The following is a 26,440-nucleotide window of genomic DNA, read 5'->3' as shown; positions in this document are numbered from 1 at the left end:
TGGGCGGGGGCGGGGGGGGGGGGCGGCGGCGGGGGGCGGGGCCCCCGCCGCGCGGCCACCCCGCCGGGCCCCGTCGGGCCGCGGGTGCTGGCGCGCCCGCGCGGCGACGGGCATGCGACCGCCTGTTCTCCCCACGTGTTCAACTGCTCAAACACGGCACTTGAACACGCACCCGCGGCGATCGGCGCACGGAACGGCCCGGTGGAGACCGCAAGGGCCGGCACGAGCGTCCACCGGGCCGCGCGCCGGCCGCACCCCTCGGACGGAGTGCTCGCGGACGGGTCGCCCCGGCCGGAGGATGACGCCGAGCAGCGGCACCACTAAGGTGAATTCCGCGGAGAGATCCCGGGTTGACGGCAGGCCTGCTCATGACGCCTCTCGAACGCGCCCGCACGGCGCTTTTCCGGGCCGGCCGAAATCGGATCGATGGATTCGGCGGGATTCCCTCGACGTCGTCCGCCGCACCGGTGCGAGTTTGCGAAGTGGATTTCCTCGCCACACCGCCCGGTGTCCAGGAGCGGCCGATCCGGACGACCGGGCGGCACCCAGGCTCCAGGGCGCTGCCCTTCCCCCGGGGGCAGCGCCCTGGTCGCGGCCGGCGGGACGAGCGTGCGCGAAGGGCCGGACTCGTCAGGTCGGTGCTCCGAGGGGCAGCGGCGCGAGCGGGTACACGATCCCTCTCCCCTCCCCTCCCCCCTCCCCTCCCCTCCCCTCCCCCCTCCCCGAGGCGTCCCGGTGGTCATGTGAGGGCGCAGGTCGCGGCGATCAGGGGCAGCGGCGCGGGCCATCGGCCCGTGGTCCGCGAACGCACCGGGGGTGCTCAGTTGACCAGCAGCCGGGTGACGGCTGCCAGGCCGACCAGGACGATCGTCGCGCGCAGCGCGGACGGCGGGAGTCGGCGGCCGATCCGCGCGCCGAGTTGTCCGCCGAGGGTGGAGCCGACGGCGATCAGCCCGACAGCCGCCCAGTCGATGTGCGAGGTGAACAGGAAGAAGCAGGCGGCGACGGCGTCCACGATCAGGGCCAGCACGTTCTTCGTGGCATTGAGCCGCTGCATGTCGTCGGCCAGCAGCATGCCCATCAGGGCGATCAGCAGCACGCCCTGCGCCGCACCGAAGTAACCGCCGTAGAGGCTGGTCAGGAAGACCCCCGCGATCAGCAGCGGTCCCCCGGCTGCGCCCTGGGCGCCGCCCTGGCGGCGGGCGGCCATCGCCCTGGCGATCCGCGGCTGGATCACCACGAGGACCAGCGCCAGCAGGATCAGCGCCGGCACGATCACGGTGAAGGCCCGGCTCGGCAGCTTCACCAGGATGTACGCGCCCAGCAGGCCGCCCAGCAGGGCAGCCGTGCCGAGCCGGAGCAACCGGCCCGCCTGGCCGTCGAGTTCGCGACGGTAGCCGAGCGCGCCGCTGAGCGAGCCGGGGACCAGGCCGATGGTGTTGGACACGTTGGCGGTGACCGCGGGCACACCGAAGGCGAGCAGCACCGGGAAGGTGATCAGCGTGCCGGATCCGACGATGGTGTTGATGGTTCCGGCACCGACTCCCGCGAGCAGGACGGCCGCCATCTCCCACGCTGACATCTTCCATCCCCTTCGATCGGTGTTGTTTCGGCTCGGGACGAGCATGCCGGACGGCCGGGGCGGGAACCAGTGGTACCAACTCCCAACGCCGCGGCGCCTCTTCGGCATGTGCGTGGCGCAGGCCCCGCCCCGGCCCGGGGCGGGTGCAGGACGGGGGCGTCACCAGGTGGGGTGGTCCAGGACCTCGACGACGGCGGCGGCGAGGGAGATGCCGCCGCCGTTGCCCATCAGCAGGACGTGGTCGCCCGGACCGACGGCGCCGGTGTCCACCAGATGGGCCAGGGCGAGGAACTGGTCGCAGGCGCCCAGGTGGCCGACGGTACGGCCGAGGTCGAGCATGCCGCGCTCGGGCGCGATGCCCAGGGGGCCCAGCAGGGCCTCCACGTACCGCGGGCTGCCGCTGAACACGTGGGTGACCCGGGTGATGTCGGCGCAGGTGACACCCGCCTCGTCGATCGCCTGCCGGGCGAGGGCGGTGCGGGCCTCGGCGAGTTCGCGGGCCATCGTCAGGCGCAGGTCCCGGTCCTCCACCTGCTGCGCGTAGGCGCTCATCCGCCGGCCCAGCGGGATCCGGGGGCCGCCGCCCGCGGCGGCCGGCGGGAACATGTCCTCCGTGCCCCGGTAGAGCCGCTCCCAGGAGGAGAGCGAGGACAGGGCGAGCGAGCGGATCCGCAGGGGACCGGCGGTGGCGGACAGCAGCGCGGCGCAGCCGGCGTCGCCGAGGATCGACGCGCGCCCGGTGTTCCAGCCGTGTGCGTAGGTGAACCGGTCCCACGACGGCGTGCCGAAGTTGTCCGCCGCCGAGACGAGGACGGCGGACCCCTGCGGGGCGTGGACCAGGTGGCCGTGCGCGAGGCGGGCGGCGTCCAGCATCGCCGTGCAGCCCTGGTTCAGTCCGATCGCCGGTGCCGTGGTGCCGAGGACCTGGTCCTGCACGTAGTTCGCGGCGTACCAGCCGTCCGGGCCCTGGTGGTAGACGCCCGCGTGCACCACCAGGCACACCTTTTCGGCCGTCAGGCCGGAGCGTTTGAGGGCGAGCCGGGCGGCCTGGGCGGCCAGTTCCGGCGCCGGGGTGTCGTCGGCCACCGACACGCTGGTCCAGCCGCCGTCGCGGGCCTGCTGCGCGCCGGGGCGCCCGGCGGTGACCGCCTCGGCGATCGGCCACAGCCGGGGCAGGTGGCCGGCCAGCCCCGCGATGTACAGGTGGTCCGTCTTCACGAGGTCCTCCCCAGGCCGATCAGCAGATGGCAGACGAAGACGGCCGGCAGGTAGCCGGCCACCGCCGCGCCGGGCCAGCGCGCCGCCGAGGCGCGGGTGAAGCTCCGGGCGGCGCTGACCGCGAGGACGGCGGGCAGCAGTCCCAGCCAGCCCCACCACCCGGCCGCCCCTGCCGCCCAGGGGCGCAGCACCGCCAGCGACGCGCCGGCGGAGCCGGCGGCGAAGACCAGCGCGAGCACGACGGTCGCGCGCAGGCCGAAGACCCGTACGTAGGTGCGTTCGCGCGGGCCCGGATCGCGCACGATCTTGCGGGCGAGCTCGTGGTGGGTGGCCGCGAGCATGATCACCAGCAGCGGCGGGAGCACGTGCCGGCCCGCTTGCCGGAGGGAGCCGGTGTCCAGGCCGGTGTCGTGCAGGAAGACCGCGTACAGGTAGAGGTTGAGCAGGATCTGTACCGGGGAGCTCAGCAGGACGCCGGTGATCACCGCGTCCCCGCGCGGCCACCCGAAGCGTAGTTCCGCGCCCACCAGCAGGGTGGTGTAGGTGAGTTGGGCGGCGAGCAGGAGCAGGGCGGCCTGGTTGCCCGCGTTGAGGGGCAGCAGCAGGGCGGCGCCGGCGGTGGCGAGGAGGTGGAGGTCGGGTGGCAGCACGGCGCCGCGGGCCAGCGGGCGGGCCGGGTTGTGGCGCCGGTCGTAGGGGAGGTCGCGCAGGTCGTCTGCGGCCCGTAGGAGCAGGAGGTCGACCAGGACGGTCAGTGCCGCCACCACGGTGCCCCATCCGGGGCGCCAGTGCGCGGCGCGCCCGTCGGCCGCGGCGAACAGGCCGGTGGCGCCGAACGCCCACGCCACGGCGAACACCAGCGAGAACGGCAGCGGGAAGCTGCCGCGTACGAACGCGCCGAGGTGAACGGCGAGCGGACCGGGGCCGGTGGGGGCGGGGGCGGTCGGGAGGGCGGGATGGTCGGTCATGCCGGCCGCTTTGCGGCGGGTCGGGCCGCCCGGGCGGCGCTCCAGCGCACCGGGAGCCGCCAGAGGCCGTTGATGAACATCGTCCGGCGCCATGGCAGTTCCTTCTCGGGGACGGCGAGTTCGAGTACGTCGAAGCGGCGTAGCAGCGCGTTGACGGCGATCTGCAGCTCGGCGCGGGCGAGTTCGGCGCCCGGGCACAGGTGGCGCCCGTAGCCGAAGGCGAGGTGGGAGGCGACGTCCGGGCGGTCGGGGTGGAAGGCGTGCGGGTCGGCGAAGACGGCCGGGTCGCGGTTGGCGGCGTCGGTGAGCGGCACCACGATCTGACCGGCCGACACCGGGCAGCCGCCCAGCGCGGTGTCCTCGGTCACCAGGTGGGGGGCGCCACCGGTGTTGTTGAGGGAGGTGAAGCGCAGCATCTCCTCGATCGCCGCCGGGGTGCGCCCGGGCTGCCGGCGGAGCGTCTGGGCCAGGGCGGGGTGGCGCAGGAGCAGCAGCACGCACATGCCGAGGGAGTTGCCGGTGGTCTCGTAGCCGGCCATCAGCATGCCCGAGCCGAGGGCCACCACTTCCCGGTCGGACAGCCGCCGGTCGGGGTCGCCGTCGGGCCGGGTGGCCAGTGCGGTGAGCAGGTCCTCGGGCGGGTTTGCGGTCTCGGCGGCGCGCCGCTTGTCGGCGATGAGGGCGGCGAAGTAGTCATCCGTCCGGGCCTGGGCGGCGGTGATCTCCTGGGGGGTGTGGCCGGAGGTGGACATGAGGATGTCGACCTCGGTGCGCAGCAGGGCGCTGTCGTCCACCGGCACGCCGAGCACCTCGCAGATCACCTGGAGCGGGAAGGGCACGGTGAAGGCGCCCACCAGGTCCGCCTCGCCGGCGGTGGCGCCGGCGGTCAGCTCGTCGAGCAGGCGCTCGGCGAGGGCCTCCAGACGCGGGCGCAGCAGACGGACCTGGCGCGCGGTGAATGCGGGGAGGATCGCCCGGCGGCGGCGGGTGTGGTCGGGCGCGTCGGCGGTGGCCAGCAGGACGGACTCGCTCCTGCGGGCGAACAGCGGGCGGGCGAGTTCGGTGTAGCGGGCGCGGCTGAACCGGTCGTCGCCGAGGACGGCGGTGACGTCCTGGTGCCGTGTCACGAGGAGGGCGGGCTGGCCGCTGGACAGCCGTACCGGGTGCGGTGCGCCGGTGCGCAGTGCGTCCTGGTAGCCGTCGGGCGGGCGGACGTCGCCGGCGGGTGGGAAGGGGAAGCGGGCCGGGTGGGTCATGTCGTCTCGCCCTTCGGGGTCGTGAGGGCCTCGGCGGTGTCGGTGGTCGTGGCGGGTGCGGATGCGGCGCGGTCGGCGCCGGCGCCGGCGGTGGTTTCCGGGGGCTGCTCGGACGGCGGGAGCAGGCGCACGGTGCCGGCGGTGCCGTCGATCTCGATCCACGCGCCGTCGGGGATCGCGGTGGTGGCGCCCGGGACGGCGACGACCGTCGGGACACCGAGCAGGCGGCCGGTGATCGCGGTGTGGGACAGCAGGGTGCCGCGTTCGACCACCATGCCCGTGGCCGACATCATGAGGAACAGCCAGCCGGGGTCGGTCTCCCGGGCGACCAGGATCCGTCCGGTGGCCAGGTCGGGATCGGTGGAGGGGTCGAGCACCACCTTCGCCCGGCCGCGGACCACCCCGCTGCTGGAGCCGATGCCGCGCAGGAGGTCCTCGCTCGTCGTGCCGGGCGCGCCGACCGCAACCGCCTGGGGCAGGGCCCGGACGAGCGGTGGACCGGCGGGAGTGCCCAGCAGGGCAGGACGTTGCGGGTTGTGGGCCCACCGCTCGCGCTGGGCGCGGCGCAGCGCGACGAGCGCGCGCAGGTCGGTGACGGTGGCGGTGCCGTCGAACGCGCCGATGACCTCGTCGACGGTCAGGTCGGCCACGTCGAGCCGGTCGTCGAGCACACCGGTGCGGGCGAGTTCCGCGCCCAGCTTCCACATCACGTCGCGGGAGAGTCCGAACAACTGGGTGCGGCAGAACCGGGTGTCCTCGCGGATGCGGGCGAGGTCCCGGGCCAGGGAGGCGATGGCGAGCAGGGCGGCGCGCTTCGCCGGGTTCGGGCACACCGCGCGCAACCGCTGGCGGGCGCGCCGGGCGGCGGCCTGCTCGCCGGCGCGGTTGGCCGCGACGGTCGCTTTCTGGCGCACCAGCGGCCGGATCAGGGCGAGCACGGTCCAGGGGCGCTGGCGGGGTGTGGGCTCCTCCAGCTTGAGGTCGTGCAGCGCGCGGTCGCCGTAGCGGGCGACGTAGCCGAGGGCGGCGTCGGCGACGGCCACGCCGTACCGGCCGGAGACGATCTGCTGCCACAGCTGCTGCGGGTCGCTGCGGTCCTCGAGCACGGCGGCGCGCAACTGGGGTGCGGCGCTGACGAGTTCCGCCAGGGCCATGGCCGCGCGGACCGCTTCCAGGGAGCGGTTCTCCCTCCCGCCGCCCATGAGTTCGACCAGGGTCTGCGGGCCCTGGCCGGTCCATCGGCGCAGCAGGGCGCCGCCCGCGCGGAGCACGATCAGGGTGATGAACGCGTTGACCAGGGTCACCCCCCAGCGCTCGCCGGCACGTTCCCACAGTCTGCGGTAGAAGGCGATCAGTTCCTGCGGCGAGTCGCCGACGGTCTGCGCCTCGGTCATCTGCCGGTCCCACCAGCGCAGGAAGCTCTTCACCTGCCAGGGGTGCAGCGCGCTGCGCCAGGCCAGCCCGGGCAGGGCGCGGATGACCGCCGGCGCGGGCCAGCGACGCTCGCCGCGGGCGGGGCCGGTGATGCCCATGGCCTGCTCCCAGCCGCGGCGGACCAGTTCGAACACCGGCATCTGCCCGTGCAGGGCGTGCCAGTCCTCCAGCCGGTAGTAGACCTGGCCTTCCAGGTAGCCGACCATCCGTGCGAGCCGGTGCGCGTTGTCCCGGACCCAGGGCCGGGGCACGCCCATCCGCCGGTAGAGGTCGGTGAAGGAGCGGCGGTAGAACTCCCGGGACTGGGAGAAGGTGAGCGCGCCCGAGACGCCGGGGAAGCTCTCGGTGATGTTGTGGTTGCCCCAGTAGACGCGGGCGGGCTCGTCGCCTGCCGGGCCGGCGGTCGTGGCGGTGCCGGTGGCGTCGGTGGTGGTGGGCGCGGGCGGGGTGAGGACCATGGGGCGGGCCTGCACCAGGTGGATGGCCCCGTCCTCGGTGAGGGTACCCTCGATGTCCTGCGGAACGCCGAAGACCTCCTCCACCCGGGCGGCCAACTCCGCCACCGCGCGCACCTGCTCGTCGTCGAGCACCGGCAGGTCGGCCAGCCGCTCGGCCACCGGCAACCGGACCGGTGCGCCGGCGCAGGCCCCCTCGGGCCGACCCATGAGCCACTGCTTGTGCACGGTCCGCGCGCTCACCTCGCCGGTGGCCGGGTCGTGGAAGAAGTGGTCGATGTCCGCCTTCTCCTGGACGACGCCCTCGCCGATGCCGTACGCGGCCGCGACCACCCGGCGCGGCGAACCGTCCCGGGGGTCGCGGGTGAACGCCACGAACGAGCGGGTGCCGAGGACCATCCGCTGCACGCCGACCGCGACGCGGGCGCGCAACGGGTCCAGTCCGCGCAGGATGCGGTAGCGCACCGCCTGCGGGTTGAACGCGGAGGCCCAGCAGCGCACCACGGCGTCGGCCAGTGCGTCCTCGTCGACGTACAGGAAGCTGTCGCTCATGCCCGCGAGCGGGTCGACGGCGCTGTCCTCCCCTACCGCCTCGTCCGCCGGCCCGGCCCCGGCCGGGGGCTGCGGCGCGGTCGCCGGGACGACGCAGGCCCGCACCGCGACCAGGCCGTCCCGCCCGGCCAGCACGGCGAACTCCGTGCGGATTCGTTGCGCCAGCGCCGCGGGCAGGCTCGACGCGGCCAGCGCCGCCCGGGCCTTCGCGCACCATGCCTCCACCGCCTGCGGCCCGGCGCCGTCCGCGGGCACCGGCGGCAGCGCGGGGCGCAGCGCGTCCAGGGCCTCGTCGAAGGCGGCGGCGGGGAGGCAGAAGAACTCCGGGACCCGGAATCCGGCGCGCCGCAGCACTTCCTGACGTGCGAACTTGTTCCCGACCTGTGCGGCGTCCGCGAGCACGTCCTCGTCGGCCGCCGTGGTCACCACGAGTTCAGTCATCCGATCCACCGCCCCGTGTCCTGCCGCCCCAGCCGTCCAGGTGCAGCACACCGTCCACCGGCCGTCGCGGCGCCGGTCCGAATCCGTCCCCGAGCACGTGCGCGGTGGGGATCAGTGCCCCCTGGCGCACGTCGCCCGGCAGTTTGAGGATGTCGGCGACCTCCTCCTCGGCGTCCAGGTGCACCGTCGTCCACGCCGTCCCGAGTCCGCGGGCGCGGGCGGCGAGCATGTAGCTCCAGGTGGCCGGCAGCAGCGACCCCCATACGCCCGCCTGGTTGCCGGTCGGCAGTGGCCGTCCGCCGAGTTCCAGGCACGGGATCACCAGGACGGGCACCTCGTGCAGGTGTGCCGCCAGGTGCCGGCCGCCGGCCAGCATCCGGTCGGACACCGCGCCGTCGGCCGCCCCCGTGGCGCCGTGCCGCGGGTAGCGGGCTTCGAAGGCCCGCCGGTACACCTGCGCGATCCGCCGGCGCCGGGCGTCGTCGCTCACCACCAGCCAGTGCCAGCGCTGCCTGTTGCCGCCGTTGGGCGCCTGGAGGGCGATCTCCACGCACGCGCGCACCAGCGCGAGGTCCACCGGGCGTGCCAGGTCCAGCCGCAGGCGCACCGACCGGGTGGTGGTCAGCAGTTCGTCGGGGGTCAGCGGCACCGTGACCCGCGCCGGGCGGGCGGGGGCGCTCACCACAGTCCTGGCACGAGGGCGGGGCGCTCGGCCGCGTAGGCGCGGTACCCGGGGATGTTCACCAACATGCGCTCCTCGGTGCGGATCCGGAAGGTGATCGCGGCGGCCAGCGCGACGAGCAGGGCCAGGCTCAGCGGGTTCGGGAAGAAGCCGACGAAGCCGACGTGCGCCGACAGCATGCCCGCGTAGGCGGGGTGCCGTATGAAGCGGTAGACGCCCCAGGTGACGACCTGGTGGTCGGTCTGCCGCGTGACGTGGTGGGAGTAGAACCGCCCCAGCGTGTGGATCGCGACCTGGCGCAGCACCACCCCGCCGGCGAACACCGCCGCCGGGACCAGCAGCAGCGGTGACCAGGTGTGCCAGGGCAGCGGGCCGAGCACGGCCGCGGACACGGTCGCGATGCGGGCCGCCGCGTAGAGCAGCAGCGTCGCAAACTCGCGGGGCGCGGCGCCGGAGGTCCGGAAGGTGACCGGGATCTCGACCGCCAGCCATCCCAGGTAGCAGGCGGCCAGGGCGGCGGCGACCAGGTCCACCGGCTCGCCGGCGTGCCGCAGGTGCGTCACCAGCCCGGTGCCGGTCGCGAGCACCGCGACGACGAACAGCAGCTGCGGTGCCCGCACCGCCCAGGACGGGCCCGTGCCCGCCTTCTGTTCCACCCTGCTCATGTGGCGGCCCTGCGCTTCAGGTAGCCGGCGCGGCTGAGGGTGTGGACGCCGATCTCGCACCAGCCGTGCCGCTCGCCGCTCGCCGCGTCCGCCACCGTGAACGCGAACACCGAACGTGCCCCGCGCGCCGGTGCGAACTCCCACCGCAGCTCCAGGGGTACGGCGGCCGGCAGGCCGATCGGCAGGTCCGCGTTCAGCGACAGCCAGAGCATCTGCGCCTGCGTGTCCCGGCCGTGGGCGGTGTGGCCCAGCATCGTCGCGAGCTGCCGGGACGACTCGATCAGGGCGGCCGGTGTGTGCACGCCCGCGCCCGCCAACCGGTGGTGCGGCGGCGGCACGAGCACGGCCGCCCGCTCGGTCCGCACCAGGCCGCCCACCAGGACGTTCTCGGGCCGGAGCCGGTGGACCAGCGCCGGGTCCGCCGGGGCCCGGGCCCCGCACGCGGCGCCGGGCACCACCGTCTGCGCGGAGCCGGGCACCGCCGTCTGCGCGCGGCCGGCCGGTACTGCGGGTCCGGTGGGAGCGGCGGTGCCCACGGTCGCCCGGCAGACGGTCGCGCCGTCCTGGACGGCGGTCAGCTGCCACGCGGGCCCGTCACAGGCCGCGACCGGTTCACCGCGCAGCCACACCGGCCGGCCCAGCTCGCACATCCGGTCGAAGGTCATCGACAGCCGTAACCGGCCGCCTGCCGCTTGCGTCCACCTCGGATCCCTCGCCCGGACCAGGTCCAGCACGCCGGCCACCAGCAGCATTCCCGGCACGTGGTCGAGCGGGTGGTCGAAGAAGCACCGGTCCCCCTCGTCCACCACCACGGGATCAAGCACACCCGGGTTGTCGGACATGTCCGAGGGGCCCGTCGTTTCCATGGACAACGTACTCAAAGCCATCCCCCAAGAGTGATCTGACGATCAATCAGAAACTGATGGTTACTCAGTTAGGTGTGAGACGCCTGATACTGCGGATGTCACGAGGACCGAGGAAACCATCGATGACCAGTTGGATCAACCCGCTCCGGTGCACGCCCGCGACACGCCCGCGTCGACGTCCCCCCGGCCCGATCGGGGCCGCGCCGCCGTCCGCCGCGCTCACCCGGCGAGGACGCCGCCCGCACCGCACCGCACCGCTTCCTCGACGGCGAGGCCCCCGGCTACACTCCCGACCCGGGACAGAGCGGCGGCCGTCGCGCCCCGTGCTGGGCGTGGCGCCCCTCGCCGGGACCGCCCGTCGGCGATCCGCGGCTCCAGCGCCCGAGCCCCTGGCCGCGCACCCGGCGAGGCGGTCCCGCCGAGGCGGAACGGGCACCCGCAACGGCAGCGGCCGCCACGGGGTCCGGCTCCCCGGCCAAGGAAGGCGTTCGACTGGTGGGAGCTGCCGGCGCCGCCGGCGCCCGGGATGCCAGCGCCCGCGCTCACCTGCCGGTCGGCGGCACACCGGCGGCCGGCAACAGGCCGCGACGGCTGCCCGGCGGCGACCGGACAGCAGCGGCAGGCGGCGGACGACGGCGGGCAGCGACGGCTGCCCGGCCACGACCGCCCGATACCCTCGCGGCCCGCCCGAAGGACCGAGGGCGGCGGTCCGCACGCCCGAATCGGGCGGCGTGGCCGTCGCGGTGCGCCGGCACCCCCGCACGCACGGGCTGGCGCCGCCGAGGGGCCCGGCCGTGTCCGCGGCAGCTGTCCGCGGCTCCACCGCGATCCACGGGCGTCCCCTTTTTCCGCCCGGACACCGTCCCCCTGCGCAGGTCAGCGGCGTGGGAGGGGACCGGCGCCCGGTGCGGCGGCCTGCGGCGCGCGGTGGCGGCCCCGGGCCGTCCTGGGGTGATCCGGCAGCACCGGTGACGGCATCGCGGTGTCCGTATCCCGCTTCCGGCCACCTCCAGGGGCACTCATGAACACCGCCGGCCGAACGGCCCTGCGCGCGGCCACGACCGCGGTCGGCGCCGCGCGCCTGGCCGCCACCGCGACCACGTCCGCGAGCGCCGGCACCAGGGCGCGCTCCATCCGCTACCGGGACTTGGGGTACGCCGCCACGTGCGTCCAGTGGGCGTGGAACGCCGACGTCTCCGCCATGGACTTCCCCACCCCGCAGATGGCCCTGGACGTCGACGGCGTGTTCGGCGACCAGACCCTCGCCGCGGTGAAGTCCTACCGGCGCAGCGCCCACGCCGCCGCCGACGACGACGGCGTCGTCGGTCCGGTCACCGGCAACCACCTGTGGACCAACCGGCTCGACAAGAACCACCCGGAGTGCTCCCCGTCCGTCCCGACGCAGGTTGGGCGGTGCCGGCGCGCCCTCACCCTTGCGCCGGGTGCGGGCGCGCCTCGTGGCCACGGTCACAGGAGCCGGGGCACGTGCGGCTCCCCGTGCGGGGGCCGGTGGTGCGGCCCCGGGACGGTCGCGGCCGAGCCGCCCGAGGCGCCAAGGCGTACTCCTGCGCGCTGGGCAGGCACGGCGACATGGTGCCGCCCCAACGGAAGGTCAGATCGCCCCAGCCACCGTTCTCCAGACCACGGCCGGCGGCCGGCGGCCGACGAAGCGGAAAACCGCGCCGATACCCCGGACGCGAACCGGGCCGGCACTCCAGGCGGTCGAAGCCGGCCTCTTCGGTCAACCCCGACATCGATCCCCCCGGTCCCTGTCTGCGCGGCTTCGTTCCGGGCGCAGCGCAGGGCCTCGTACCGACACCGTCGGGGTAGCGGGCCAGAGTCGGTCCGGGTGGTCGGTTGCCCGCCGGTAGGCCGGTGGTGTGGGCGGCCCGGCGCCAGTTGCGGGTGAGGGCCAGCAGCCCGGAGTACCACGGGCCGCGCGGGCCGGTGGCGGGGAGCTGCTGGCCGGCCGGGACGGCCGACCACGGCGGGTGCGGCTCCGCCCAGTCCTCCGGCTGGCGCTGGCCGGCCCGGCCGTCGCTGCCGCGCGCCGGAACGGCGGCGAGCTGCTGTGGGTAGACGGCGGCGGGCCGGCCGTGGATCAGCTCCGGCTGCGCGCTCTGGCCGCGGTAGGCGGCGAGGGTGCTGTCCACGCCGCCCACTTCCCCCCGGCCGCCTGTTCGGGCACCAGCGCGGCCCGGGCCGGGCCGGCGGCGTGGCTGAGCTGGCGGAGCGCGCCGACGTACACCTCGTGGTCGACCATGGCGGAAAGGACCGCGCCGAGCTGCCCGGTCAGCACGGGGGACGTCTCCGGGTCGAGCGCGGCCGGCGCGCGCCGGGTGGCGGCCTGGGCGGACTTCGGATCGCGGTGGTTGACGAAGCTCGCGCTGCCCGGGGTCAGCAGGGGCAACCGCCGGTGGGTGACGATCGCCTGCTCGGGTGTCATGCCGGCGGGGAGGGCGTCGGCGAGCTGCGGCTCCACCGGGCGCTTGCCCAGCTGGGGGCCGATCGAGATCAACGTCATCCACGCTCTGCTGCCGACCGAGGATGGTGTTCTGCGCCGACGCCTGGCAGGCTTCGTCACCGCCGTCCCGCACCGGCGCGTTCGGCACCGGCTGGTGGTGGCGCGCCGCCGCACCGCTCCGGTGCGGCGGCGCGCACGGGACGTCGAACCCGCCGACATTCCGCTCCCCCGCGCGGGGTCGGCTCGGACGGAAGCGGGTTCGCCGCCCCGGCCGGCAGCAGCACCTGACGCCCGTTCGACACCCCCCACTCCCCCGCCCGCGCACAGGACGTCGGCCCGGCCGACTTCCCACTCCACCTACCGCCTGCGCGAAGCGCGCGCGGATCCGGCGCCCGCTGGCGGCGGCGGCACACCGGCACACCTGCCCTGGCGCGGTCGCCGGGGAAGTCGGCCGGGCCGACGTCCTGCTGCGCCGCGCGGCCGGGCAAAGGGGCCCCGGGGTGGGGGCCGGGGGCGGCCGGTCAGGCCCAGGGCAGGCAGGCCCGGGTGCGCCAGTACGTTTCGGCGGGCTCGGCCAGCGCGCCCAGGGCCGCCAGGTCCTCGGGGGTGAGGGATACCTCGGCCGCCGCCAGGTTGGAGGCGAGCTGGTCGAGGGTGGCGGCGCCGGACAGAACGATGTCGGCCCAGGGCTGGGCGGCGGCCGCGGCCAGGGCGAGGGCATCGGGCGCGGCGGCCGTGCGGGCGGCGACGGCGCGCAGGGCGGCGGTGTCCGGCCCGGTGGCGTTGCGGCCGGCCAGGCGGCCGTTGGCCATCGCCTCCTTGACCACGACCAGCCGGCCCGCCGCGTGGGCCTCGCCGAGAGCGGGCGCGGCGGAGGTCTCCAGCAGGTTCCAGGTGGCCTGGACGGCGGTGAACAGCGGCCGGCCCTCCACCGTGACGTCCAGGGCCCGGCGGACGGTGTCGCCCTGGGCGGGGCCGCTGGTGGACAGCCCCACCCGCACGCCCTCGGCGGCCAGGGCCGCCAGGCGCCCGTGCAGGACGCGGTCGGTGAGCGCCGGGCTGTCGGGCACGACGGAGTGCACCAGGTAGACGTCCAGGTGGGAGCCCAGCAGGGCGCGGCTCTCGCGCATCTGGCGGTCGAACACCCGCGCCGAGTGTTCCTTGACCTCGTGGGCGGCGACCCCGCTGGTGCGCCAGCCGGCCGTGTAGGTGTAGCCCCACTTGCTGCCGACGGTCACCTGGGCCGCCGCCTCGGGCCGCGTGGCGAGCCACTGGGCGAGGAACTCCTCCGCGCGGCCGTAGGAACGGGCGGTGTCGAGGTAGCGCACGCCGGCCGCGAAGGCGGCGTCGAGGAGGGCGTGGGTGCGCTCGCGCAACGCCTCGACGGTGCGCTCGGCGGGCAGGTCGTCCGCGCGGCCGAGGTTGATGTAGCCGGGCCGGCCGACGGCCGCGGTGCCCAGGCCCACACGCGCGGGCAGCGAACGGGCGGCGGGGGCGGAGGCGGGGACGGGCTCGGGCTCGGTCGGCACGGCGGGATCTCCTCGGACGGGTTCGGGGTGCTCACCTGGGACTTTAGCGCCGCCCCGGGACCGTCCATCCGGCCCGGGTCACCGCTGCGCACCGGCGCCGGGGGCAGGCCCCACAGAGCGGATGCGCACGCTGCGCACCGGCGCCGGACGCCGCGAGCGGGGAGCAGGGAGCGGGGAGCCGGGAGCAGGAAGCGGGGAGCCGGGAGCCGGGAGCGGGGAGCAGGGAGCCGCGGCCTGGACTCCTCACGGCGCGCCACCTGCGCGGGCCGCGGCCCGAGGAGGGCGACGGACGGCCCGGAAGTGGATCAGAAACGGGACCGGCGATGCGGGGCGAGCGCCGGGTGGCCGCGCGCGGTCGGGGCCCGCCGGTATCGCCAAGGGGACTGCAGGGGAAGCTCCGTGAGGTGCTGTCAGTGGAGTCGGGCACGGCCCTGCGGGCCCGTGTCCCGGGGTGTCGGCCGACGCCCCGCAGGTCAACTGGTATCGATGGCGGGTACCTTCGGGTCCACGTCAGCTCATGGTGTTCGGTTATCGTGACCTGGCCGGCCCTGCCCGTGCGACGGGATCGCGACGCGGAGGGCCCGGGGTGAGGAAGGTGGGGCATGGCGGAGTCGACGGGGGACGTCGTTCGGGTACGGCCGCAGGATGCGCACGGCGCGTCCGGGCAGCCGGGCGCATCGGGGGAAGCCGGCGCGTCCGGGGGGACGAGCGGATCCGGGGGGACGATCGGGTCCGGGGGGACGAGCGGATCCGGAGAGGCGGGCAGGTCCGGGGAGGCGACCGGGCTCTCGGCCCGGATCGAGGCGCTGTTCAACACCGTGCGCCGCCCGGACCGGGAGCAGTACACCAACGAGGAGGTGGCCCGGGCCTGCCGCGAGGCGACCGGGGAGTCCTTCTCCACCACCTACCTGTGGCAGTTGCGCACCGGGCGCCGGGACAACCCGACCAAGCGGCACCTGGAGGCGCTGGCCCAGTTCTTCCAGGTCCCGCCCGCCTACTTCTTCGACGAGCGGCAGGGCGCCGAGATCGCCAAGGAGCTGGCGCTGCTGGGCGCGCTGCGTGACGCGGGGGTGCGCAGCCTGGCGCTGCGGGCGGTGGGGCTGTCGCCGGAGGGTCTGGACACCGTCAGTGAGCTGGTGGACGTCATCGCCCGCCGGGACGCCTCACGCCGGCGCCCTTCCGTCTGAGGGGGCGGGAAGGGGGCACGGGCCCGCCCAGGGGGGCGGCGGTTGGGAGGGGAGCTTCGCGTGTGGGGTGGCGTGCGGCGTGGCCGGGGTTACCGGTCGGCGCTGCGGCGTTGCCGGCGGATGGCGCAGCGGCTGGAGCTGCCGTGTCCGTTCGATCCGGTGGTGCTGCTGGAGGAGTTGGCCGCGCGGCGCGGGCGGCCGATCGAGGTGCTGGAGGTGGCGGCCCGTCCGCAGGTGCCGTGCGGGTTGCTGGTCTCCACCGACGAGGCGGACTACATCGTCTGTGCGGCGGACACCGGCGCGTTGCACCGCCGGCACATCCTGGTGCACGAGATCGCCCATCTGATGCTCGACCACACCGGTTCGGCGCCGTTGGAGCCGGCCGCCGTGCTGCTGCCGCACCTGTCCCCCGCGCTGGTGAACCGGGTGCTGGGGCGGACCCGTTACGACGAGCCGCAGGAACGCGAGGCGGAGTTGCTGGCCTCGCTGGTCCTGAGCCGGGCGGCGCGGGCGCAGGCGGCAGCCGGGCCGGCGGGCGGGCCCGTGCCGTCGCCGGGGGCGCCGGGGGTGCCGGGGGTGCCGGGGGTTGTGGGGGCGGCGGGGGTTGTGGGGGGCCTGGACGCGCTCGGTGTGCTGCTGTCGGTCGAGGGGCCGCGGACGGGGCGGGCGTGAGCGACCTGGCGCTGTACCCGGTCGGGCTGTTCTTCGTGGTCAGCGCCGCCCACTTCGCCCGCAGCCGGGTCAACCCGCGCGCCGCCGCCCGCTACACCTGGTACGGGACGGCGCTGCTGGGTGCCGCCCTGCTGGTGCTCGCCCCGCCGACCGTGGCGGCCGTGCAGGGCGCGGGCGTGCCGGCGTTGGCGGTGGCGGGGATCGTGCTGGGCGACGCCCTGCGGGACGGCGCGGCCGCGGCGATCCGGCTGCTCGCGCTGGCGCTGCGCACCACCGAACCGCTGCCGCGCCGCCCCCCGCGCACCGACACCGCCTCCACCCCCACCGAACGCTCCGCGGCCGAACGCGGCCCCGCCCACCGCGCCTGCGCCGAACACACTCCCACCGAGCAGGCCCCCGCCAAGCGGGCCCCCAGCGAACGGGCTCCCGCCGGGCGGGCTCCCACCGAGCAGGCCCTCAGCGAGCGGGCTCCCGCCGGGCGGGCCCTCACCAAGCGGGCCCTCACCGGGCGGGCTCCCGCCGCACACACGCCTGCGGCACGGGCCATCGCCGGCACCCGGGCCGCCCGGCCCGACCGGCGGGCCGTACGGTCCCGGCTGGCGCTGCTGGCCGCGGTGGTGGGCGCGCGGGTGGCGCTGATCGCGGTGGCCGCGCCGCGGCTGTCCGGTGACAGCCTGAGCGTGGCGCCCGCCCCGTCCGCGCGGGTGGCCCTCGCCGGGTACACCGCCGTCGGCATGGCCCACACCGCCCTGTGCCTGACTTCGCTGCTGCGCGAACTCCTGCGGCGCGTGCGCGCCGCCGGGCCCGCAGCGCCGGGAACCGGGCTGCGGCTGCTCGCCGGCGGTCTGGGCGCCGGGCTGCTGTGGAACGCCTGGAGCCTGGACGACGTGCTGCGCGCGGGCGCCACCGGCACCCAGAGCGGCCCCGAGGACACGCTGTGCGCCGTACTGGGCGCGCTGTGCGCGGCGCTGATCGCGGCGGGCCTTGGCACCACGCTGTGGCCCGCCGCCACGGGGGCCGTGCGCACCTGGCGGCGCGCCCACCGCCGCTACCGGGCGCTCGCCCCGCTGTGGCGGGACCTGCACACCGTGCTGCCCGAGATCGCCCTCGGCCCGGCCCGCCGGCTGCCGCTGCCCCCGCGGGACCCGCAGTTCGCGCTCTACCGGCGGATCATCGAGATCCACGACGCCCGGCTGATCCTGCGCCGGCACGCGGAGCCGCGCACCGAGCGGTGGCTGGAGCGCGCCACCCACCGCTTCCCGCCGTCCTGCCCCGCCCACGCCGCCGCCACCGCCGAGGCCGCGGCACTGGCCGCCGCCCTGGAACACGCCGCGGCCGGCACCCGGCCCCACCCCGCCACCGCACCGGCGGGCGCGCCAGCGCCCCCGGCCCGCGACCGCCAAGCGCCCCGCGCCCTGGACGGCGAGGCCGACCACCTCGCCCACCTGGCCCGCGCCTACGCCACCTGCCCCGCCGTCGCCGAGGTCCGCGCCCAAGCCCGCCTCCAGGCCCGGGCCGCAGCCGCAGCCGCGGCCGCAGCCGGGACGGGGGCGGGGTCGGGGTCGGGGGCGGGGGCGGACGGGCCGAGCGCCGCCGAGGACGTACTGCGGTGAACCGCCGTCACCGCCCGCGCGGGCGGTGACCGCGGCACTACGGCTGCGATGCCCGTCCGTGGCGGCCCGGGCGCCTCGCCCGGCACCGAGGACCGGGGCGCCATGGCGGGCCGCTGCCGCGCGCTGCGCCGGCGTCCCCGGTGAGCGGCTCGGGCGCGGTCGGCCGCGCGCTCGCGGAGCATGGATGACGCCGGCGGTGCGAAGGGCACCGCCGGCGTCGTCACTCTCGGCCGTTCAGCACTGGGGGCGGCGGCCGTGGTTGGCCCCGCGCCTGGCCCGGGCCTTCTTCTTGCGGCGGCGCTTGGACGACATGGCGGCTCCTTCCGTGACGGTCACGACTCCTGCCAGGACCCCCGGTCTTCCACCGTTCCACACCCGGCCCGTCCCGGCCCGTCGAGCCGCCCCCGACCCCCGGAGCCCCGCCCCCGGAGCCCCCGGGCCCGGAGCCGGGAGCAGGCCGAGGCCAGGGCGGGGCGGCCTTGTAGCCGGGGGGCGGGGGTCTTGCGGCCCGGGCTCAGGCTCCCTGGGCCAGGGCGGCGCGCCAGGCGGGGCTGTCGACGTAGTGGTTGTCGAAGCGCCCGGCGCCGGCGGCGATCTCGCCCGGGTCGCTCTCGCCGCGCATGACGCGACCGAGCAGACGCAGGTAGTCGAAGCGGTCCATGCCGGTGGTGAACATGAACAGCACGTCGGCCTCGGCGCCGGGGGCGGCGGCGAAGGCGTGCGGGGTGCGCGGGGGCACGGCCAGGCAGTCACCCGCCTCCAGGTCGGTGACCTCCTCGCCGACCAGCACCCGCAGCGAGCCGCCGATCACGAAGAACAGCTCCCACGCCCGGGTGTGGAAGTGCGCGGGCGCACCGACCGCCCCTCGGGCGAAGGCGGAGCGGTAGACGGTGAAGCCGCCCTCGCCGGGGCCGGTCTCGGCGAGCAGGGTCATGGTGGCGCTCGGGTCGGTGCAGCTCTCGGCCGTGCCACCGCGGGCCAGGACCGGCACGGCAGCAGGAGCAGGAGCGGCAGCAGGAGCGGCGGCAGGAGCGGGGGCGGGGGCGGCGGCGGGGGCGGCGGGGGTGTTCGTCGTCGTCATGCGACCAGGCTAGGCGCGAAAAGACCCACCGATCAGGGGCAATCAGGTACCTGTTCGGTGGGTCAATTCCCGTCCGCGCCGCCCCGCCCTGCGCCTTCCCGCGCCGCCCGGGCCGGCGTCGAGCCACGGCCCCAGCGGGCTGGTTCGCTACTGGCCCACCCGGCCGTCCACGCACTCGCGCAGCAGGTCGGCGTGCCCGCAGTGGCGGGCGTACTCCTCGACGCGGTGGACCAGCAGCTCGCGCACCGCGATGCCCCGGGCGCCGAGCCGGGTGCCCAGGTCGGGGTGCCGGGCGAGTGCGGCGTCGGTGACGGCCTGTTCGCGTTCGAGGTCGCGCCAGGCGGCCTCGACCACCGCCGGGTCGGGCACCGCGCCGTCGAAGTCCGCGTCCCGCGCGCCGTACAGCCTGGGTTCCGGCTCGCCGTCGCTGATCCAGGCGCGCCAGCCGCGTTCCACCTCGGCCAGGTGGCGCACCAGGCCGAGCAGGGACATCGTCGAGGGCGGCACCGAGCGGCGGGCCAGCTGCGCGGCGTCCAGGCCCTCGCACTTCATCCGCAGGGTGAGGCGGTAGTTCCTCAGGTACTCCTTGAGGGTGGCGAGTTCGCCGTCCGGTGCGGTGCCCTCGCTGTCGCGGGGGTCGTCGCCCGGATCGGCCCACATGTCGGGGTAGACGCTCGCCTGGGTCCATCGTTCGGGTCGCTCGCTCATGCCCGGCATGCTCACCTACGGGCAGGCCCGCGCGCCACCGGGTTACCGCCCGCCCGCGGCCGCAGTCCACCCCGCCCGGGCCGTCCGCCTGCCCGTCTGCCCGGCCGGCCGTCCGCCGCCGTCATCTGTCCGCGGTCATCTGTCCGCGGTCGGCCTCAACTCCCGCGCCTGCTCCCGCAGGTGGCGCAGGAAGGCCGTGACCGCCGGTGCCGGGCGCTGTCCTCGGCGGGTGGCGGTGTGGACGCGGCGCACCGGGGTGTCGTGGGGGTGCAGGGGCACCAGGGCGATGTCGGGGCGGGCGGCGCGGGCGGCCAGGGAGGGGATGAGGGTGGGGCCCATGCCGGCGGCGACCAGGCCGAGTTTGGCGGTCCAGGCGCCGACGGTGTACTCGATCCGGGGCTTGAAGCCGCTGTGCAGGCAGGCGGCGAGCAGGGTGGACTCGGGGTCGCGGCGGGCGGCGATCCAGGGTTCGCCGGCGAGTTCGGCCAGTCGCAGGCGGCGCCGGCGGGCGAGGCGGTGGGTGCGCGGGAGGGCGACGAGCACCGGGTCGTCCATCAGCGGCCGCAGGTCGAACTGCTCGGTGTCCCACGCGGTTTCGGGGACCGGCCCGGCCCCGGAGGCAGCCCCCGGGGCGGAGGCGGCCCCGGAGGCGGAGGCGGCCCCGGAGGCGGGGGCGGCCCCCGGGGCGGGGGCGGGGGCGGTGGTGGGGGCGGTGGTGGGGGCGGCGAGGACGGCGAGGTCGATGGCGCCGTCGGCGAGTTGGTCGAGCAGGCGGGCGGAGAGTCCTTCGGTGAGGCCGATCTCCACCTGCGGGTGGGCGGCGTTAAAGGCCGCGAGTGCGCGGGGGACGAGTTCGGCGTTGGCGCTGTCGAAGGCTCCCACGCGCAGCCGTCCGGCGCTCAGGTCGGTGAGGGCGGCGAGGTCGCGGCGGGTGGTGTCCAGGCGTTCCAGCAGTGCCTCGGCGTGCGGGAGCAGGGTGCGGCCGTGTTCGGTCAGCCGCACGCCGCGGGCCAGGCGGTCGAACAGCGGGGTGCCCAACTCGCTTTCCAGGGTGGCGATCTGGCGGGAGATCGCGGACTGGGTGAAGCCGAGGCGCTCGCCGGCGGCGGTGAAGGAGCCCAGGTGTGCGACGGTGCGGAAGACGTCCAGCCAAGCCATGTCCATTGCGCATGGGTACCATGCCGGACATTCGTTTGTCGCCTGGCTGCGGGCTGCCTAGCGTGGTGGCCATGCAGACGATGGAGAAGATCGCTTTTCTGGGGCTGGGCCGGATGGGACGGCCGATGGCCCGTCGCCTCGCCGCCGCCGGTTACCCGTTGACGGTGTGGAACCGCTCGCCGGGCCGGGCCGAGGGCCTCGTCGAGGCGGCGGACCCGGCCGCGGCGGTGGCCGGGGCGGACGTCGTGGTCACCATGCTGTCCGACCCGCAGGCCCTGGCGCAGGTCGCCGCCCGTATCCGGGCCGCGCTGGCCCCGGGCGCGCTGTGGATCGACATGTCCTCCGTCGGCCCGCGGGCGGTGGCCGAGCTGGGTGCGGGGCTGCCGCCGGGCGTCGCCCTGGTGGACGCCCCGGTGATGGGCAGTGTGGGCCCGGCCGCCGAGGGGAGCCTGACGGTGTACGCGGGCGGGCGGGACGCCGACCTGGAGCGCGCCGTGCCCGTGCTGGAGCACCTGGGGCGGGTACGGCGCTGCGGCGGCCCGGGCTCGGGGGCGGCGCTGAAGGCGGTGGTGATCGGCGCGATCGTGGCCTCGGTCACGGTGGTGGGCGAAGTGCTGGCGGTGGCCCGGGAGTTGGGTGTGCCGCAGGAGGCCGCCGTGCAGGCGCTGGCGTCCGGGCCGCTCGCGGGGGTGGTGGCCCGGGCGCGCAGCACGGACGCGGACTTCCCCGTGCGCCTGGCCGCGAAGGACCTGGCGCTGGCCGGGGGCGGGCCGGTGCTGTCGGCGGCCCGCGAGGTGCTGCTGGCCCATCCCTCGATCGCGGAGCGGGACCTGTCGGCGGTGGTGACGGCGCTTCAGGGCGGCTAGCCCCCACCCCACCCCACCCCCGGCCCACCACCGCGACCCCCGGTCCCCGGCCCGCCGCCCCGCCCCCGGCCCCGGCCCGCCGCCGCGCCCCCCGGCTCCTCCCGGCCCCCGGCCCACGCCTCCCCCACCCCGGCTCCCGGACGTCGGCCCACGCCTGCCCCGCCCCGGGCTTCCGGCCGCCGGTGCGGCCGGGTGGTCAACGTGCCGCGGCGGCATGTCACCCGATCAGGCGGGGCGGGTGTGCGCCGGGGCGCCGGCGGGCCGTAGCGTCGTGGCGGCGTGCGGGCGCGGGGTCCGGGGAGGGGCGGCAGGGTGCGGGTCAGGTGGGCCGGGGTGCGGCGCGGTGCGGCGGCGCTGGCGGTGGCGGTGGCGGTGCTGGTGGCCTCGGCCTGCGGGGCGCCGCTGGAGGCGGCCGGTGACGCCGCGGGTGCAGCGGCGGGCGGCGGCGGTGCCGGGGCGGGCGGGAGCGCGGGGTCGGGCCGCGGGCCGCTCGCCCTGGTCTACCGGGGGCCGGCGGCGTGCGAGGGCTGCGCGGAGGCGGCGTACGACATGCTGGAGCACGACGGTTTCACGGTGCGCTACATCGGGCCGAAGGAGCGGATGCGTTTCGGCCCGGGCGCGTTCGCGTCCGCCGCCCTGTACGTGCAGCCGGGCGGCACCGACGGCCAGGAGGTGAGCAGCGCCTGGGGCCTGCTCGAAAGCGACGCGGGCTTCTCCGCGGAGCTCGTGCGCGCCTACGTGCGCGGCGGCGGGCGCTACCTGGGCCTGTGCATGGGCGGCTACCTGGCCGGCGAGGACCCGGGCTACGGCCTCCTGCCGGGTGATTCCGGCCAGTACATCCGCTCCCCGGGCGCGGCCGTCACCGACGAGCGGGACCACCTGGTGGACGTCGACTGGCGCGGGCGGGGGCTGCGGATGTACTTCCAGGACGGCCCGTACTTCGACGTGCAGGGGCCGGGCGTGCAGGTGCTGGCCCGCTACACCAACGGCCGCGCCGCCGCCGTGGTCGCCGCCTACGGCGCGGGCCGGGTGGCGGTCAGCGGCCCCCACCCGGAGGCGCCCTCGGCGTGGTACCGCGACTACGGCCTGGCCGACGAGTCGGCCACCGGACTGGGCCTGGGCGAGGACCTCCTGCACACCCTGATGGCCACTTCACCGCACCCCACCCCCTGACCCGAGATCCCCGACCCAGCCGCCCCCTGACCCGCGGCCCCCGACCCAGCCGCCCGCCTGACCCGCGATCCCCTGCCCCAGCCGCCCCTGACCCGCGGCCCCCGACCCAGCCGCCCGCCTGACCCGCGATCCCCTGCCCCAGCCGCCCCTGACCCGCGGCCCCCGACTCAGCCGCCCGCCTGACCCGCGATCCCCTGCCCCAGCCGCCCCCTGACCCGCGGCCCCCGACTCAGCCGCCCGCCTGACCCGCGACCCCGCGCGCCCCGAGTCCGCCCCCGGCCCACGGCCCCGCCCCTCCGCCCGCCTGACCCGCGGCCCCGCCCCTCCGCCCGCCTGACCCGCGACCCCGCGCCCGGAGTCCGCCCCCGGCCCACGACCCCGCGCCCCGAGCCCGTCCCCGGCGCAGCCCCCCGGGCCCCCGCGCTCCCGCCCGGTCCCGCACTAGTGCACCCGGGTGGGGCCGCCGGCCTGCGCGAAAGCCCGCACCGACGGCCACCACGCCCCGCGCACCGGCCCCCGCACCACCCTGGCGCACTAGTGCGGCACCCTCATATCGCCTGCTGCCAGGCCTTGTTGCGCCGCTGCGTACGGCGTACGGTTGCGGCATGGAGAACACCGACATCCTCATCTGCGGCGCCGGCATCGCCGGCCCCGCCCTCGCCTTCTGGCTGCGCCGCCACGGCTTCCACCCCGTCGTCGTCGAACGCCCGGGGCCCGCGCCCGGGCGGGCAGAGCGTCGACCTGCGCGGCGCCGGACGCACCGTCATCGAGCGGATGGGCCTGATGGAAGAAGCCCGGGCGCTGCGCGTACAGCAGCGCGGCATCGCCATGGTCGACCGGCGCGGCAGAACGACCGCCCGGCTGCCCGTGGAACTGTTCGGGGGCGAGGGCATCGTCTCGGAGGTGGAGATCCTGCGCGGTGACCTCGCCGCGCTGCTCCAGCAGGCCACCGCGGACGTCGAGTACCTGTACGACGACACGGTCACCGCGCTGCACGAGGACGCCGACGGCGTCAGCGTGCGCTTCGAGAACGCCCCCGCCCGCCGCTTCCACCTGGTCGTCGGCGCCGACGGCCTGCACTCCGCCGTACGGCGCCTGGCCTTCGGCCCGCCCAAGGACCACTACCGCCCGCTCGGCGGCTGGAGCGCCTGGTTCACCGTGCACGACGCGGCCCTCGCCCGCGACCTGGACGGCTGGTTCCTGATGTACAACGCCCCCGGCGGGCTGGTCGCCGCCGCCCGCCCGGGCCGGCTGCCCGGCGAGGTCAAGGCCTCCCTGGGCCTGCGCTGCCCGCCACCGGCCCCCGACCGGCACGACGGCGCCGCCCAGCGCCGCCTGCTCGCCGAACGCTTCACCGGGGCCGGATGGGAGGTGGAGCGCCTGCTCGCCGGCATGGCCGTCGCCGAGGACTTCGCCTCCGACTCCTACGCCCAGATCCACCTCGACCACTACACCCGCGGCCGCGTGGCCCTGCTCGGCGACGCCGGCTACAGCCCCAGCCCCCTCACCGGGCTGGGCACCAGCCTGGCCCTGGTCGGCGGCTACCTGCTCGCCGGGGAACTCGCCACCGCCCAAGGCGACTTCCGCACCGCGTTCACCCGCTACGAGGACCTGATGCGCCCCTACGTCACCCGCGCCCAGGAACTGCCACCCGGCGGGATGAGCGGCTACGCCCCCCACAGCGCCCTGACGATCCGCCTACGCGCCGCCTCCCTGCGCTGGATGAGCCGCTGGCCGCTACGCCCCCTGATGGCCGCCCAGTTCGCCAAAGCCGGCGACATCGGCCTGCCCCACTACCCACTGCCCGCCCGCACCTGACCCCACCACCCCACCCCGGCCACCCGCCCGCCAGCCCGCGGGGTCCCCAGGACCCGGGCCCGCACCCCACCCTGGGCCGGCAGCACCGCTCGCGGCCGCGACCCGCCGCGACCGGCCGAGATCGAGAGCCAGCGCAAGAAGTACTCCACGCCAGGGGTGCAACAAACCCGGTGGACCTTTTACGGCCAGAGCACCAACTAGGCGCCCGTGCCGCCGCGCGGCTGGTTGAAGCGCAGCATGTTGCCCGCCGGGTCGCGGAAGGCGCAGTCGCGCACGCCGTAGGGCTGGTCCATCGGTTCCTGGAGCACTTCGGCGCCGGCGGCGCGGATGCGTTCGAAGGTGGCGTCGCAGTCGTCGGTGCGGAAGATGACACCGCGCAGCAGGCCCTTGGCGAGCAGTTCGGCGGCGGCGCGGCGGTCGTCCTCGGAGGCGTGGGGGTCGGCCAGCGGGGGTTCCAGGACGATCTCCACGCCGGGCTGGTCGGGGGAGCCGACCGTCACCCAGCGCATCCCCTCGAAGCCGACGTCGTTGCGTACCTCGAAGCCCAGGACGTCCCGGTAGAAGGCAAGGGCCGCGTCGTGGTCGTCGACGGCGATGAAGCACTGTGCGAGTTCGATGCTCATGGCGCTCACGCTACGGGAGGGGGCCCGTCCTTGGCCTGGGCGCGGCGCACGGGACGGGTGCGGATCTTGGCGATGCAGGCGGGAATGGGCTCTCCGTCGCGGTGGTCGCGGGCGCGGTAGGCGCTGGGGCTTTCGCCGACCAGTTCGGTGAAGCGGGTGCTGAAGGAGCCCAGCGAGGTGCAGCCCACCGCCATGCACACCTCGGTGACGCTCAGATCCCCGCGCCGCAGCAACGCCTTGGCACGCTCGATCCGGCGGGTCATGAGATAGCTGTAGGGGGTCTCCCCGTAGGCGGCACGGAAGCTGCGGGAGAAGTGGCCGGGCGACATCAACGCGGTCCGGGCCAGCTGGGGCACATCCAGCGGCTGGTCGTAGTCGCGGTCCATCCGGTCACGGGCACGACGCAGACGGGCCAGGTCAGCCAGCGACACCCGTGGCGGGCGGGCGGAGGAAGCGGAGGGCGGCGGGAAGGACACACCCGCCACGGTACCCACTGACACCCACGGACGCCGTCCTCCCCCGCGCGGCACACCGGCGTTACCGCGTGCACGGTGACGCCCAGGACCCTGAAGGAAGACCACCGGGCAACGGACAAGAAGGCGACGGCGTGAACCAGGCGGACGGGCCGGACCAGGCGGACCAGGCGGACCAGACGGACCGGCGGACGGCGTGAACCGGGCGTACGGCGTGGACGGAGCGGGCGGAACGGACCGGGCGGGGCGGGCGGACGGGCGGCGTGGCCGGGGCGGACGGGGCGTGGCCGGGGTGGGCGGCCTGGACGGCCTGGACGGGGTGAGCGGTGGTGGGGCGGTGGGGGTGGCGCGGTGGCACTGGGAGTGCTCACGGCCACCGGCGCGGTACTGCCGGGGCAGGCCGCCAGTGGGAGCAGCTCCCGCCTGCTGCTGCTGGTGTTCCTGCCGGGGTGGACGGGGCAGGCGGGCCGGACCAGGCGGACCGGGCGGACGGCGTGAACCGGGCGGCCGGGATGGGCGGTGGTGGGGCGGCGTTCTCCCGGCGGCGGGGCGGTGGCAGTGGGGGTGCTCGCGGCCACCGGCGCGGTACTGCTGGGACAGGCGGCCAGTGGGAGCAGGTCCCGCCTGCTGCTGCTGGTGTTCCTGCCGGGGTGGACGGGGCAGGCGGGCCGGACCAGGCGGACCGGGCGGCCGGCGTGAACCGGGCGGCCGGCGTGGCCGAGGTGGACCAGGTGGCGGACGGCGTGGCCGGGGGGTGGGGCGGAGCGGCGTGCTCCCGGCGGCGGGGCGGTGGCGGTGGGAGTGCTCGCGGCCACCGGCGCGGTGCTGCTGGGGCAGGCCGCCAGTGGGAGCAGCTCCCGCCTGCTGCTGCTGGTGTTCCTGTGCTGGTGTTCCTGCCGGGGTGGACGGGGCGGGCGGGACGGACCGGGCGGGACGGACCGGGCGGGGCGGGGCGG

22 protein-coding genes are annotated in these 26,440 nt (G+C 76.4%); 7 read left to right on the top strand and 15 right to left on the bottom strand.

Going from position 1 to position 26,440, the window contains the following annotated elements; translation table 11 throughout:
- Nucleotides 1-820: 820 nt before the first annotated feature.
- From ACGF07_RS04185 to ACGF07_RS04140, 10 genes are all read right to left on the bottom strand, one after another.
- Complete coding sequence (locus tag ACGF07_RS04185; RefSeq protein ID WP_392895250.1) at nt 821-1,582, bottom strand: sulfite exporter TauE/SafE family protein; 762 nt, start codon at nt 1,580-1,582, stop codon at nt 821-823.
- A 159-nt stretch (nt 1,583-1,741) separates the two neighbouring features.
- The gene (locus ACGF07_RS04180) at nt 1,742-2,800 is read right to left on the bottom strand and encodes a ketoacyl-ACP synthase III family protein (protein ID WP_350746432.1); all 1,059 of its coding nucleotides are present in this window, start codon (nt 2,798-2,800) and stop codon (nt 1,742-1,744) included.
- Nucleotides 2,797-3,768, bottom strand: a complete 972-nt coding sequence (locus tag ACGF07_RS04175) for a hypothetical protein (protein ID WP_392895247.1) — start codon at nt 3,766-3,768, stop codon at nt 2,797-2,799. Before ACGF07_RS04175 ends, ACGF07_RS04180 begins: the two co-directional genes overlap by 4 nt.
- Entirely contained in the window at nt 3,765-5,024 is a 1,260-nt protein-coding gene (locus ACGF07_RS04170) for a cytochrome P450 (protein WP_392895245.1), read from the bottom strand. Before ACGF07_RS04170 ends, ACGF07_RS04175 begins: the two co-directional genes overlap by 4 nt.
- A complete protein-coding gene (locus tag ACGF07_RS04165; RefSeq protein WP_392895242.1) occupies nt 5,021-7,906 on the bottom strand; it encodes a PEP/pyruvate-binding domain-containing protein in 2,886 nt (961 codons plus the stop codon). Before ACGF07_RS04165 ends, ACGF07_RS04170 begins: the two co-directional genes overlap by 4 nt.
- Entirely contained in the window at nt 7,899-8,588 is a 690-nt protein-coding gene (locus tag ACGF07_RS04160) for a nitroreductase family protein (RefSeq protein ID WP_392895240.1), read from the bottom strand. Before ACGF07_RS04160 ends, ACGF07_RS04165 begins: the two co-directional genes overlap by 8 nt.
- Nucleotides 8,585-9,253 (bottom strand): methyltransferase family protein, encoded by a 669-nt coding sequence (locus ACGF07_RS04155; protein ID WP_392895238.1) that lies wholly within the window; start codon nt 9,251-9,253, stop codon nt 8,585-8,587. Before ACGF07_RS04155 ends, ACGF07_RS04160 begins: the two co-directional genes overlap by 4 nt.
- On the bottom strand, nt 9,250-10,119 hold the full coding sequence (locus ACGF07_RS04150; RefSeq protein WP_392895235.1) for a hypothetical protein: 870 nt from the start codon (nt 10,117-10,119) through the stop codon (nt 9,250-9,252). Before ACGF07_RS04150 ends, ACGF07_RS04155 begins: the two co-directional genes overlap by 4 nt.
- Before the next feature lie 2,101 nt (nt 10,120-12,220).
- The gene (locus tag ACGF07_RS04145) at nt 12,221-12,643 is read right to left on the bottom strand and encodes a hypothetical protein (protein WP_392895233.1); all 423 of its coding nucleotides are present in this window, start codon (nt 12,641-12,643) and stop codon (nt 12,221-12,223) included.
- Between the two features lie 461 nt (nt 12,644-13,104).
- Nucleotides 13,105-14,112, bottom strand: a complete 1,008-nt coding sequence (locus ACGF07_RS04140) for an aldo/keto reductase (RefSeq protein WP_392895230.1) — start codon at nt 14,110-14,112, stop codon at nt 13,105-13,107.
- 818 nt (nt 14,113-14,930) lie between these two features.
- Here ACGF07_RS04140 and ACGF07_RS04135 point away from each other — a divergent pair.
- The 3 genes from ACGF07_RS04135 to ACGF07_RS04125 all read left to right on the top strand — a co-directional run bounded on the left by ACGF07_RS04135 (nt 14,931) and on the right by ACGF07_RS04125 (nt 17,584).
- Nucleotides 14,931-15,299, top strand: a complete 369-nt coding sequence (locus ACGF07_RS04135) for an XRE family transcriptional regulator (protein ID WP_392895228.1) — start codon at nt 14,931-14,933, stop codon at nt 15,297-15,299.
- Between the two features lie 120 nt (nt 15,300-15,419).
- Nucleotides 15,420-15,971, top strand: a complete 552-nt coding sequence (locus ACGF07_RS04130; RefSeq protein ID WP_392895225.1) for a ParH-like protein — start codon at nt 15,420-15,422, stop codon at nt 15,969-15,971.
- On the top strand, nt 15,968-17,584 hold the full coding sequence (locus ACGF07_RS04125) for an MAB_1171c family putative transporter (protein WP_392895223.1): 1,617 nt from the start codon (nt 15,968-15,970) through the stop codon (nt 17,582-17,584). Before ACGF07_RS04130 ends, ACGF07_RS04125 begins: the two co-directional genes overlap by 4 nt.
- A 514-nt stretch (nt 17,585-18,098) precedes the next feature.
- Here the strand turns inward: ACGF07_RS04125 and ACGF07_RS04120 are convergent.
- The 3 genes from ACGF07_RS04120 to ACGF07_RS04110 form a co-directional block, all read right to left on the bottom strand.
- The gene (locus ACGF07_RS04120) at nt 18,099-18,665 is read right to left on the bottom strand and encodes a cupin domain-containing protein (protein ID WP_392895220.1); all 567 of its coding nucleotides are present in this window, start codon (nt 18,663-18,665) and stop codon (nt 18,099-18,101) included.
- 147 nt (nt 18,666-18,812) lie between these two features.
- Nucleotides 18,813-19,373 (bottom strand): DinB family protein, encoded by a 561-nt coding sequence (locus ACGF07_RS04115; RefSeq protein WP_392895218.1) that lies wholly within the window; start codon nt 19,371-19,373, stop codon nt 18,813-18,815.
- Between the two features lie 135 nt (nt 19,374-19,508).
- On the bottom strand, nt 19,509-20,537 hold the full coding sequence (locus ACGF07_RS04110; RefSeq protein ID WP_392895215.1) for a LysR family transcriptional regulator: 1,029 nt from the start codon (nt 20,535-20,537) through the stop codon (nt 19,509-19,511).
- A gap of 65 nt (nt 20,538-20,602) precedes the next feature.
- Here ACGF07_RS04110 and ACGF07_RS04105 point away from each other — a divergent pair, with 65 nt between their 5' ends.
- The 3 genes from ACGF07_RS04105 to ACGF07_RS04095 all read left to right on the top strand — a co-directional run bounded on the left by ACGF07_RS04105 (nt 20,603) and on the right by ACGF07_RS04095 (nt 24,388).
- Complete coding sequence (locus tag ACGF07_RS04105; protein ID WP_392895212.1) at nt 20,603-21,397, top strand: NAD(P)-dependent oxidoreductase; 795 nt, start codon at nt 20,603-20,605, stop codon at nt 21,395-21,397.
- A gap of 312 nt (nt 21,398-21,709) precedes the next feature.
- Nucleotides 21,710-22,570: a BPL-N domain-containing protein gene (locus tag ACGF07_RS04100; protein ID WP_392895210.1), complete on the top strand. Its 861-nt coding sequence runs from the start codon at nt 21,710-21,712 to the stop codon at nt 22,568-22,570.
- Nucleotides 22,571-23,353: 783 nt separating this feature from the next.
- Nucleotides 23,354-24,388 (top strand): FAD-dependent monooxygenase, encoded by a 1,035-nt coding sequence (locus ACGF07_RS04095; protein ID WP_392895207.1) that lies wholly within the window; start codon nt 23,354-23,356, stop codon nt 24,386-24,388.
- Nucleotides 24,389-24,585: 197 nt separating this feature from the next.
- Here the strand turns inward: ACGF07_RS04095 and ACGF07_RS04090 are convergent, their stop codons facing one another.
- Together ACGF07_RS04090 and ACGF07_RS04085 are read right to left on the bottom strand one after the other, a co-directional pair.
- Nucleotides 24,586-25,011, bottom strand: coding sequence for a VOC family protein (locus ACGF07_RS04090; RefSeq protein ID WP_350745195.1), 426 nt, complete (start codon nt 25,009-25,011; stop codon nt 24,586-24,588).
- Between the two features lie 5 nt (nt 25,012-25,016).
- Nucleotides 25,017-25,397, bottom strand: a complete 381-nt coding sequence (locus ACGF07_RS04085) for a helix-turn-helix transcriptional regulator (RefSeq protein WP_350745192.1) — start codon at nt 25,395-25,397, stop codon at nt 25,017-25,019.
- 438 nt (nt 25,398-25,835) lie between these two features.
- Between ACGF07_RS04085 and ACGF07_RS04080 the strand changes: the two genes are divergently transcribed.
- Nucleotides 25,836-25,982 (top strand): hypothetical protein, encoded by a 147-nt coding sequence (locus ACGF07_RS04080; RefSeq protein WP_392895204.1) that lies wholly within the window; start codon nt 25,836-25,838, stop codon nt 25,980-25,982.
- Nucleotides 25,983-26,440 lie beyond the last annotated feature (458 nt).

This window comes from Kitasatospora sp. NPDC048194, assembly GCF_043202455.1.
In the GTDB taxonomy this organism is placed as follows: domain Bacteria; phylum Actinomycetota; class Actinomycetes; order Streptomycetales; family Streptomycetaceae; genus Kitasatospora.
This window is presented reverse-complemented; position numbering and strand designations above follow the sequence as displayed.